General features: G+C 72.1%; 8 protein-coding genes. 4 read left to right on the top strand and 4 right to left on the bottom strand.

Annotation, left to right across the window (positions count from 1 at the left end; all coding sequences use genetic code 11):
- Positions 1-146: 146 nt before the first annotated feature.
- From rhaS to ACGF5T_RS35895, 4 genes are all read right to left on the bottom strand, one after another.
- Positions 147-1,232, bottom strand: coding sequence for a rhamnose ABC transporter substrate-binding protein (gene rhaS, locus ACGF5T_RS35910; RefSeq protein ID WP_366769379.1), 1,086 nt, complete (start codon positions 1,230-1,232; stop codon positions 147-149).
- Positions 1,233-1,328: 96 nt separating this feature from the next.
- On the bottom strand, positions 1,329-2,360 hold the full coding sequence (locus tag ACGF5T_RS35905; RefSeq protein WP_366769378.1) for an ABC transporter permease: 1,032 nt from the start codon (positions 2,358-2,360) through the stop codon (positions 1,329-1,331).
- A complete protein-coding gene (locus ACGF5T_RS35900; RefSeq protein WP_366769377.1) occupies positions 2,353-3,408 on the bottom strand; it encodes an ABC transporter permease in 1,056 nt (351 codons plus the stop codon). The genes ACGF5T_RS35905 and ACGF5T_RS35900 overlap by 8 nt, the downstream gene beginning before the upstream one ends.
- The gene (locus ACGF5T_RS35895; protein WP_366769376.1) at positions 3,405-4,934 is read right to left on the bottom strand and encodes a sugar ABC transporter ATP-binding protein; all 1,530 of its coding nucleotides are present in this window, start codon (positions 4,932-4,934) and stop codon (positions 3,405-3,407) included. The genes ACGF5T_RS35900 and ACGF5T_RS35895 overlap by 4 nt, the downstream gene beginning before the upstream one ends.
- 276 nt (positions 4,935-5,210) lie before the next feature.
- Between ACGF5T_RS35895 and rhaI the strand changes: the two genes are divergently transcribed.
- From rhaI to ACGF5T_RS35875, 4 genes are all read left to right on the top strand, one after another.
- Positions 5,211-6,377: an L-rhamnose isomerase gene (gene rhaI, locus ACGF5T_RS35890; RefSeq protein WP_366769375.1), complete on the top strand. Its 1,167-nt coding sequence runs from the start codon at positions 5,211-5,213 to the stop codon at positions 6,375-6,377.
- A gap of 70 nt (positions 6,378-6,447) precedes the next feature.
- Complete coding sequence (locus ACGF5T_RS35885) at positions 6,448-8,493, top strand: bifunctional aldolase/short-chain dehydrogenase (protein WP_361010710.1); 2,046 nt, start codon at positions 6,448-6,450, stop codon at positions 8,491-8,493.
- A gap of 227 nt (positions 8,494-8,720) precedes the next feature.
- Positions 8,721-10,229, top strand: a complete 1,509-nt coding sequence (locus ACGF5T_RS35880) for a rhamnulokinase family protein (RefSeq protein ID WP_366769374.1) — start codon at positions 8,721-8,723, stop codon at positions 10,227-10,229.
- Positions 10,220-10,644: (Fe-S)-binding protein (locus tag ACGF5T_RS35875; RefSeq protein WP_361010714.1), on the top strand; the 425-nt coding region annotated here is incomplete at its 3' end. The genes ACGF5T_RS35880 and ACGF5T_RS35875, both read left to right, overlap by 10 nt.

Below are 10,644 nucleotides of genomic sequence, written 5' to 3'. Positions count from 1 at the left end.
CCCACCGGGCGGGGGGGGGGGCGGGGTACGGGGCGCCCTGGCGGGCGGGCACCTTCATATCAAACCCGCCGGGGGGGGGCGCCCCCCCCCCGGGGGGGGGGGGGGGGCCCCCGCCCGGGGGGGGGCCCCCACGGCTGCCCTGCGGATCAGAAGTCGTACTCGTCGACGTTGACCTCGTCGAAGACGGTCGGCTCACCCGGCGAGATCACTCCGTCCGCGCCGATGGTCATCGTGCCGAGGTCGCCGGCGGCGAAGGTCTCGCCCTCCTTGCCGGTGATCTGGCCGGACTCGAGCGCGACGGCGGCGCGGGCGGCGAGAGCACCGAGCTTGGCCGGCTCCCACAGCTCGAACTGCTCGACGGTGCCGTTCTTGACGTAGGCGCGCATGTCGTTGGGGGTGCCGAGCCCGGTGAGCTTCACCTTGCCCTTGTACTTCGACCCGGACAGGTACTGGGCGGCGGCCTTGATGCCCACGGTGGTGGGGGAGATGATGCCCTTCAGGTCCGGGTACTCCTGCAGCAGGCCCTGGGTCTGCTGGAAGGACTTCTGCGCGTCGTCGTCCCCGTAGGCGACCTTGACGAGCTTGATGTCCTTGTGGGCGGGCTTCTTCAACTCCTTCTTCATGACGTCGATCCAGGTGTTCTGGTTCGTCGCGGTCTGCGCCGCGGACAGGATCGCGATCTCGCCCTTGCCACCGATCTGCTCGGCCAGCAGCTCCACCTGGGTGCGCCCGAGGTCCTCGGCGGAGGCGGGGGAGACGAAGACCTGGCGGCAGTCCTTGTCGGTGTCGGAGTCGTAGGTGACGACGCTGACACCGTTGCGCATCGCCTGCTTGAGGGCGGTGCACAGGGCGCCGGGGTCCTGCGCGGAGACGGCCATGGCGTCGACCTGCTGCTGGGTCAGCGTGTTGACGTAGCTGACCTGGCCGGCGGTGTCGGTGCCGCTGCTGGTGCCGACCTCCTTGTACTCGGAGCCCAGTTCCCGCAGCGCCTTCTCGCCGCCCTTGTCTGCGGTGGTGAAGTAGGGGTTGTTGACCTGCTTGGGCAGGAAGGCGACCGTGAGGCCCTTCTTGGTCTCGGCCTGGGGGTCGGCCTTGCCGGCGGCCGCGCTGCCGCTCTCCTCGGCGGCGTCGTCCTTGGTGGTGCCGCCGCAGGCGGTGGCACCCAGGGCGAGGACGGTGACGGTGGCCAGGGCGAGGGTCAGGCGGCGCGATCCGGTGGTGGTGCCGAACATGTGACGTTCCTTTGCCTGGGCGGGAGGGGGCGGGGGAGGGGCGGGGGGACGGGCCGCGCTGTCGGCCGGTCCCGAGGTGAACCGGTGACACGGGCCCTACGGGCTCGGGGCCGCCACCGGTGGGGGAGCGGCCCCTCTCGCCCGGGCCCGGGCCTCGGAGATCCGGCGACCGATCCGCGGAGCCAGGACGGAGATCACCAGCAGGACCCCCGTCGCCACGGTCTGGGACTGGGCGGTGACGTTCGAAAGACTCATCACGTTCTGCATCGTGCCGAGCAGGAACACACCGGCGACGGCGCCGCCGAGCGTGCCCTTGCCGCCGTCGAAGTCGATGCCGCCCAGCAGCACCGCGGCGATCACGGACAGTTCGAGACCGGTGGCGTTGTCGTAGCGGGCACTGGCGTAGTGCAGGGTCCAGAAGACGCCGGTGAGCGCCGAGACGACCCCCGTGGTCACGAACATGGCCAGCTTGAGCCGCTTGACCCGGACACCGGCGAAGCGGGCGGCCTCCTCGGAGGAGCCGATGGCGAACAGCGAGCGCCCGAAGCGCGTGGCGTGCAGCACGACGACCGCGATCGCCAGCAGGACGACGAAGGGCACCACCGCGTACGGGAGGAACGTGTCCCCGAAACGGCCCGCACCGAAGTCCAGGTACTGCGCGGGGAAGTCGGTCACGGAGTCGGAGCCGAGGACGATCTGCGCGATGCCCCGGTAGGCGCCGAGCGTGCCGATCGTGACCGCCAGCGAGGGCAGCCCGAGCCGGGTGACCAGCAGGCCGTTGACGAGGCCGCAGACCAGGCCCAGCAGGACGCAGAGCGGGATGATCGTCTCGATCGCCATCCCGGCGTTCCACAGCGCGCCCATCACCGCACTGGAGAGACCGGCGGTGGAGGCCACCGAGAGATCCACCTCGCCGGAGACCACGAGCATCGCCATCGGCAGGGCGATGAGGGCGATGGGCAGGGTGTTGCCGATGAGGAACGACAGGTTCAGGGCGTTGCCGAAGTTCTCGACGAAGGAGAACGAGCAGATCAGCAGGACGACCAGCAGAGCGCCGACCGAGGTGTCCCAGCGCACCGCGCCGCCGAGGCGGGAGAGCGCGGGCGACTTGGCGGTGGTGTCAGGCACGGCGGGCACTCCTCGACTGTGCGGCCTTCTTGCGCAGGGCTCCGGAGACCCGGAGCGCCAGGATCCGGTCGACGACGATGGCGAGCAGCAGCAGGCAGCCGTTGATGGCGGTGACCCAGACCGAACTCACGCCGAGGGCGGGGAGCACACCGTTGACGGAGGTGAGCAGTACCGCGCCGAGCGCGGCGCCGTACACGGTGCCCGAGCCGCCGGTGAAGGCGACGCCGCCGACGACCACGGCGCTCACCACGACGAGTTCGTACCCGTTGCCGGTGTTGGAGTCCACGTTGCCGAACCGGGCGAGGTAGAGGGCACCGGCGAGTCCGGCGAGTGCTCCGCAGACCACGTAGGCCGTCATGACGCGGGCCCGGACCGGGATGCCGGCGAGGCGGGCCGCCTCCGGGTCGGACCCCAGGGCGTACATGTCCCGTCCGCTGCGGTAGCTGCGGAGGTAGTAGGCCACGACGACCAGGACGGCCAGCGTGAGCAGCGCGAGGTGGGGCACCACGGAGATGCCGTCGCTGCCGAAGTCCACGAACCCGTCGGGCAGGGCGCTCGCGGTGATCTGCCGGGAGCCGACCCAGAGGGAGTCGATGCCGCGGATGACGTACAGGGTGCCCAGGGTCACCACCAGGGCGGGCACCTTGCCGAGGCTCACCAGCGCCCCGTTGACCACACCGAACAGCGCGCCGAGCCCGACGGCCAGCAGGACGGCGACGAGCGGGTGTCCGCCGTCCTCGAGGCAGAGGCCCGCGGCGAACGCGGAGATGCCCAGCACCGAGCCGACCGACAGGTCGACGTTGCGGGTGATGACGACCATCGCCTGGCCGATCGCGACCAGCACGAGGATGGTCGCGTTCAGCAGCAGGTCCCTGATGCCCTGCTCCGAGAGGAACGCGGAATTGGACAGCTGGGTGGCGCCGAGCATCACCACCAGCACGGCGATCACGGCCAGTTCACGGGCCTTGACCATCCGGTCCACGAGCCGCCGTGCGGCGGCGGCCTCCGGGGCGGCCTCCTGCCGCACCGATTCGACGGTGGTGGTCATGCCGCATCCCTCCCTCGGTCGGTGCGACCGGTCGCGGCTGCCATCACGGTCTCCTCGGTCGCTTCCGCCCTGGGGATCTCCGCGGTCAGGCGGCCCTCGTGCATCACCAGGACCCGGTCGGCCATGCCGAGGATCTCCGGCAGGTCGGACGAGATCATCAGCACGGCCACGCCGTCGGCGGCGAGCGAGGACAGCAGACGGTGCACCTCCGCCTTGGTCCCCACGTCGATGCCGCGGGTCGGCTCGTCCACGATGAGCACCTGAGGAGCCGTGGCGAGCCACTTGGCCAGGACGACCTTCTGCTGGTTGCCGCCCGACAGGGTGCCCACCACGTCGGCCAGGCGGGCGTACTTCACCTGGAGCTTCGTCGCCCAGTCGACGGCGCGGCTCCGCTCGGCCCGCCGGTTCATCAGCCCGGCCCGGGAGGTGGCGGCGAAGCCGGTGAGCCCGATGTTCCGCTCGATGGACATGTCCATCACCAGGCCCTGAGCGCGGCGGTCCTCGGGCACCAGGGCGACACCGGCGGCCATGGCCAGGCTCGGAGCCCCCGGAGGCAGCTTCCGGCCGAGCACCTCGACCTCGCCGCCGTCGAACCCGTCGACTCCGAACACGGCCCGGGCCACTTCGCTGCGGCCCGCCCCGACCAGCCCGGCGAGACCGACGATCTCTCCGCGCCGGACGTCGAAGGAGACGTCGGTGAAGACTCCCTCACGCGTCAGCCGGCGCACGCCGAGGGCGACCTCGCCGACCCGGGTCTCCTGCTTGGGGTACAGCTCCCCGAGTTCGCGGCCGACCATCCGGCGCACCAGAGCGTCCTCGTCGAGTTCGGAGAGGGGCTCACTGGCGATCCGGGCACCGTCGCGCAGGGTGGTGACCCGCCCGCACAGCTCGAAGATCTCCTCCAGGCGGTGCGAGATGAACAGCACCGCAGAACCCTGCTCGCGCAGCGCCTCGACCACGCCGAACAGCCGGGCCACCTCGCTGCCCGTGAGCGCCGCCGTCGGCTCGTCCATGATCAGCACACGGGCGTCGAGGGACAACGCCTTGGCGATCTCCACCAGTTGCTGGTCGGCGATGGACAGGCCGCGGGCCGGCCGGTCCGGGTCGAGGGCCACCCCGAGGCGGGCGAACAGCTCGGCCGCGGCGGCCTTGACGGCGCGGTGGTCCACCCTGCCCAGGGAACGGCGGGGCTGCCGTCCGATGAAGATGTTCTCCGCGACGGACAGGTCGGGGAAGAGCGTCGGCTCCTGGTAGATCACGGCGATCCCCGCGTCGCGGGCGTCCGCCGGACCGTGGAACTCCACCGGCCGGCCGTCGAGGAGGACCGTGCCGGCGTCCGGACGGTGCACGCCCGCGAGCGTCTTGATCAGGGTGGACTTGCCGGCGCCGTTCTCGCCCGCCAGGGCGTGGGCCTCGCCCGCGTACAGGCGCAGTGACACGTCACGCAGGGCTCGGACGGCACCGAAGGACTTGCTCACTCCCTCCAGTGCGAGCACCGGAGGGGGCTCCGGTTCGGATGGGGTCATGGGCGGTCTCCCGTACTGCCGAGCGGAAGCCCCGTTGTGAAATGTTTCAACGGGGTTGCCGGGAAGCTAGCTTCAGCCCGTCCGGGACGTCAAGGGTCCGGAGCCCGTGCGGTCGTCCGGTGTGAGCGGGAGAGGGCAGGCAGCAGAAGGGCTGAGCGGTGCGGGGGCCTTGACGGGAGGTGGGGTCCGGGCTAGCTTCGGCGTCAGCCTGAATCGATTCATTCAATGGGCCGTTCAAGTCCCGCGACGGGGCAGCTTGCGCATCCAGAGGTGGACATGCCTGACATCACTGCCGTGAGAACCGCACTCGCCGACCAGCGGGTCGAGACGCCTTCCTGGGGCTACGGCAACTCCGGAACGCGTTTCAAGGTCTTCGCGCAGCCCGGTGTGCCGCGGACGCCGCGCGAGAAGCTGGACGACGCGGCCAAGGTGCACGAGTTCACCGGCATCACCCCCAGGGTGGCCCTCCACATCCCCTGGGACAAGGTGGACGATTACGCCGCCCTGGCCGCGCACGCCATGGACCGTGGTCTGGAACTGGGCGCCATCAACGCCAACGTCTTCCAGGACGACTCCTACAAGCTCGGCAGTGTCTGCCACCCGGACGCCGCGGTGCGGCGCAAGGCGCTCGCCCACCTCATGGAGTGCGTCGACATCATGGACGCCACCGGCTCCCGCGATCTCAAACTGTGGTTCGCCGACGGCACCAACTACCCCGGCCAGGACGACATCACCGCCCGCCAGGACCGGCTCGCGGAGGCCCTCCAGGCCGTCTACGAGCGGCTCGGCGAGGGGCAGCGGATGCTCCTGGAGTACAAGTTCTTCGAGCCCGCCTTCTACACGACGGACGTCCCCGACTGGGGCACGGCCTACGCGCACTGCCTGAAGCTCGGTGAGAAGGCACAGGTCGTCGTGGACACCGGGCATCACGCGCCCGGCACCAACATCGAGTTCATCGTGGCGGTGCTGCTGCGCGAGGGCAAGCTCGGCGGGTTCGACTTCAACTCCCGCTTCTACGCCGACGACGACCTGATGGTCGGCGCCGCGGACCCCTTCCAGCTCTTCCGCATCCTGCACGAGGTGATCAAGAACGGCGGCCTGGCCCCCGCCGCCGGCGTGGCCTTCATGCTCGACCAGTGCCACAACATCGAGGCCAAGATCCCGGCGATCATCCGCTCCGTGATGAACGTGCAGGAGGCGACCGCCAAAGCCCTGCTGATCGACGCCGAGGCACTGGCCGCGGCCCAGGCGGACGGCGACGTCCTGGCCTCCAACGCCGTACTCATGGACGCGTACGACACCGACGTCCGGCCGCTGCTGGCGGAGATCCGCGAGGAGAAGGGCCTGCACCCCGACCCGATCGCCGCCTACCGCGCCAGCGGCTGGCAGGAGCGGATCGTCGCCGACCGTGTCGGCGGCGAGCAGGCCGGCTGGGGCGCGTAGCCGCCGCCGCGGGCGCCGCGCGCGGTCCCGGGCCCCTCCGTCGTCAACCCCTCCCGAAGGAAAGATCATCATGGCCTCCGCCCTCCATCCCGAAGTCGCCGGGCTCCTGGCGCGCTCGCACCGGCTCGGCGCGGACCCGCGCAACACCAACTACGCGGGCGGCAACACCTCCGCCAAGGGCACCGCCACCGACCCCGTCACCGGCGGAGAGCTGGAACTGCTGTGGGTGAAGGGCTCCGGCGGCGATCTGGGAACGCTCAGGGCGGAAGGACTGGCCGCGCTGCGGCTCGACCGGCTGCACGCCCTGAAGGACGTCTACCCGGGCGTCGAGCGCGAGGACGAGATGGTCGCCGCGTTCGACTACTGCCTGCACGGCAAGGGCGGCGCCGCGCCCTCCATCGACACCGCCATGCACGGCCTGGTCGACGCGGCCCACGTGGACCACCTGCACCCCGACTCCGGGATCGCGCTGGCCTGCGCGGCCGACGGCGAGAAGCTGACCGCGGAGTGCTTCGGCGACCAGGTCGTGTGGGTCCCTTGGCGGCGCCCCGGCTTCCAGCTGGGCCTGGACATCGCCGCGATCAAGGCAGCCAACCCGCAGGCCGTCGGCTGCGTCCTCGGCGGTCACGGCGTCACCGCGTGGGGCGCCACCTCCGAGGAGTGCGAGGCCAACTCGCTGCACATCATCCGCACCGCCGAGGCGTTCCTCACCGAGAAGGGCCGCCCCGAGCCGTTCGGGCCGGTGCGGGAGGGCTACGAGCCGCTGCCCGACGAGGAACGGCGCGCCCGTGCCGCCGCGCTCGCCCCGTACGTCCGCGCCCTCGCCTCCGCCGACCTGCCGCAGGTCGGGCACTTCACGGACGCGGAGGCGGTGCTGGACTTCCTCTCCCGCGCCGAGCACCCGCGCCTCGCGGCACTGGGCACGTCCTGTCCGGACCACTTCCTGCGCACCAAGGTCCGCCCGCTGGTCCTGGACCTGCCCGCGGGCGCTCCGCTGGAGCAGGCGATCGCCCGGCTGGCGGAGCTGCACACCGAGTACCGGGCGGAGTACCGGGCCTACTACGAGCGGCACGCCGTCCCCGGCTCGCCCGCGATGCGCGGCGCCGACCCCGCGATCGTCCTGGTGCCGGGCGTGGGCATGTTCTCCTTCGGCAAGGACAAGCAGACGGCCCGCGTCGCCGGGGAGTTCTACGTCAACGCGATCAACGTGATGCGGGGCGCCGAGGCCGTCTCCACCTACAGCCCCATCGAGGAGTCGGAGAAGTTCCGCATCGAGTACTGGGAGCTGGAGGAGGCCAAGCTGCGCCGGATGCCGGCGCCCAAGCCGCTCGCCACCCGGGTCGCGCTGGTCACCGGCGCCGGCTCGGGCATCGGCAGGGCCATCGCCCACCGGCTCGTCGCCGAGGGCGCCTGCGTCGTGGTCGCCGACCTCGACGGCCCCGGCGCCGCCGCCGTCGCCGAGGAACTCGGCGGGCCGGACCGGGCCGTCGCCGTGACGGTGGACGTCACCAGCGAGGAGCAGATCGCCGCCGCGTTCGCCGAGGCCGTGCTCGCCTTCGGCGGCGTCGACCTGGTCGTCAACAACGCCGGCATCTCCATCTCCAAGCCGCTGCTGGAGACCACGGCCGCGGACTGGGACCTCCAGCACGCCATCATGGCCCGCGGCTCCTTCCTCGTCTCCCGGGAGGCCGCCCGGGTGATGACCGCCCAGCGGCTCGGCGGCGACATCGTCTACATCGCTTCCAAGAACGGTGTCTTCGCGGGCCCCAACAACATCGCCTACGGGGCGACCAAGGCCGACCAGGCCCACCAGGTACGGCTGCTGGCGGCCGAACTGGGCGAGCACGGCATCCGCGTCAACGGCGTCAACCCCGACGGGGTCGTCCGCGGCTCCGGCATCTTCGCGGGCGGCTGGGGCGCACAGCGGGCCGCCGTGTACGGCGTGGAGGAGGAGAAGCTGGGCGAGTTCTACGCCCGGCGCACCCTGCTCAAGCGCGAGGTGCTGCCCGAGCACGTGGCGAACGCGGTGTTCGCCCTCACCGGGGGCGACCTCACCCACACCACCGGGCTGCACGTCCCGGTGGACGCGGGGGTCGCCGCGGCCTTCCTGCGCTGAGCCGAAGGGCCCGCTCCGATGCCGGCGCGACGCACGCGACGGCATCGGAGCGCCTCGCCGGAAGGCCACCCCAAGCCGCCGCCGCGCGCCGCGCTCTGCTGCGCGTGCGCCCCGGCGCAGGTGCCTGTCACCCTTCGGCGCACCCCCTGCACCCCCTGCACCCCCCGGCCCGTCGCCGCGCCCGGCGCCCCTCCCTTCCTCACCGCGCACAGCGGAGGTACCAGCACGTGACCACCACCCCCACCTCCTCGGCCTTCCCCTCGGCGTTCGCCGCGGTCGACCTCGGGGCCACCAGCGGACGGGTGATCCTCGGCCGGGTCGGCCCGGACAACCTCGACCTGACCGAGGTCCACCGGTTCCCGAACACTCCGGTCCGCCTGCCCGACGGACTGCACTGGAACGTGCTCGCGCTCTTCCAGGGCACCCTCGACGGGCTGCGGGAGGCCGCCCGGGCCGGCTCGGTCGCCTCTGTGGGAGTGGACACCTGGGCCGTGGACTACGGGCTCCTCGACGCCGACGGCGTCCTGCTCGGCACCCCGTACCACTACCGGGACGGCCGCACCGACGACGCGGCGCGGCGGGTCTGGCCCCGCGTCGGGCCGGAGGAGCTGTACCGCACCACCGGGCTTCAACACCTGCCGTTCAACACCGTCTTCCAGCTCGCCTCGGCCACCGGCACCAGTCAGCTGAGCACCGCCCGCACCCTGCTGCTCATACCGGACCTGCTGGTCCACTGGCTCACCGGAACCGTCGGCGCGGAAGCGACCAATGCCTCCACCACCGGCCTCCTCGACGCCCGCACCCGCACATGGTCCGCGGAGCTCGTCGACCGGCTGTCCCTCGACCCCGGGCTGCTCCCGCCCCTGCGCCACCCCGGCGACCCGGCCGGCACCCTCCTGCCCCACGTCGCCGCCCACACCGGTCTCGACGCGAGCACGCCGGTCGTCACCGTCGCCTCGCACGACACCGCCTCCGCCGTCGCCGCGGTCCCGGCCACCGCACCGCACTTCGCCTACATCTCGTGCGGCACCTGGTCGCTGGCCGGACTCGAACTGGACGCCCCGGTGCTGACCGAGGCGTCCCGGGCCGCGAACTTCACCAACGAACTGGGCGTGGACGGCACCGTCCGCTACCTCCGCAACATCATGGGCATGTGGCTGCTGGAGGAGTGCCGGCGCACCTGGGAGGCGCAGGGCCTGCCCACCCGCATCCCCGTGCTCCTCGCCGAGGCCGCCCGGTCCACGGCGTTCGCCGCGCTCGTCGACCCGGACGATCCGGCGTTCCTCGCTCCGGGCGACATGCCGGAACGCGTCCGGGACTACTGCCGCCGCACCGGCCAGCAGGTCCCCGACCGTCAGGGTGCCGTCGTCCGCTGCATCCTGGAGAGCCTGGCCCTGGCCCATCGCCGCACCCTGCGGCAGGCGGCCGAACTCGCCGACCGCGACCTCACCCACGTCCACCTGGTAGGCGGTGGCTCGCGCAACGACCTGCTCTGCCAGCTCACCGCCGACGCCACCGGGCTGCCCGTCATCGCCGGGCCCACCGAGGCCACCGCCCTGGGCAACATCCTCGTCCAGGCCCGGGCCGCCGGACTGGTGACCGACCTGGCCGACATGCGCCGGCTCGTCGCCGCCACCCAGCATCTCAGGCGCTACAGCCCGCGGGGCGACGGCGCCGCCTGGGACGCGGCAGCCGCCAGGCTCACCCCCGCCCGAACGGAACCGCCGTGCGCGTAGCCCTCTTCGCCACCTGCGTCAACGACGCCCTCCACCCGTCCACCGCCATCGCGACCGTCAAGGTGCTCGAACGCCTCGGGGTCGAGGTGGACTTCCCGGCCGCCCAGACCTGCTGCGGGCAGCCGCAGTACAACACCGGGTACCGGCGCGCCACCGAACCCCTGGTCCGCCGCACGGCCCGCGCCTTCGAGGGCTACGACCACGTCGTCACCCCCTCCGGCTCCTGCGTCGCCATGGTCCGCGACAACTACCCCAGGATCGGCGCCAGGGCGCTGGCCGAGGGCCGGGGCCGGGACCTCTCGGACGCCGCCGCCTCCCTCGTGCCGAAGACGTACGAGCTGACGGAGTTCCTCGTCGACGTGCTCGGGGTGACGGACGTGGGGGCGTACTTCCCGCACACCGTCACCTACCACCC

Source organism: Streptomyces sp. NPDC047853 (assembly GCF_043204535.1).
Classification (GTDB): Bacteria; Actinomycetota; Actinomycetes; order Streptomycetales; family Streptomycetaceae; genus Streptomyces.
Note: the sequence above shows the minus strand (reverse complement) of the source record. Positions and strands in the feature narration are given on the sequence as shown.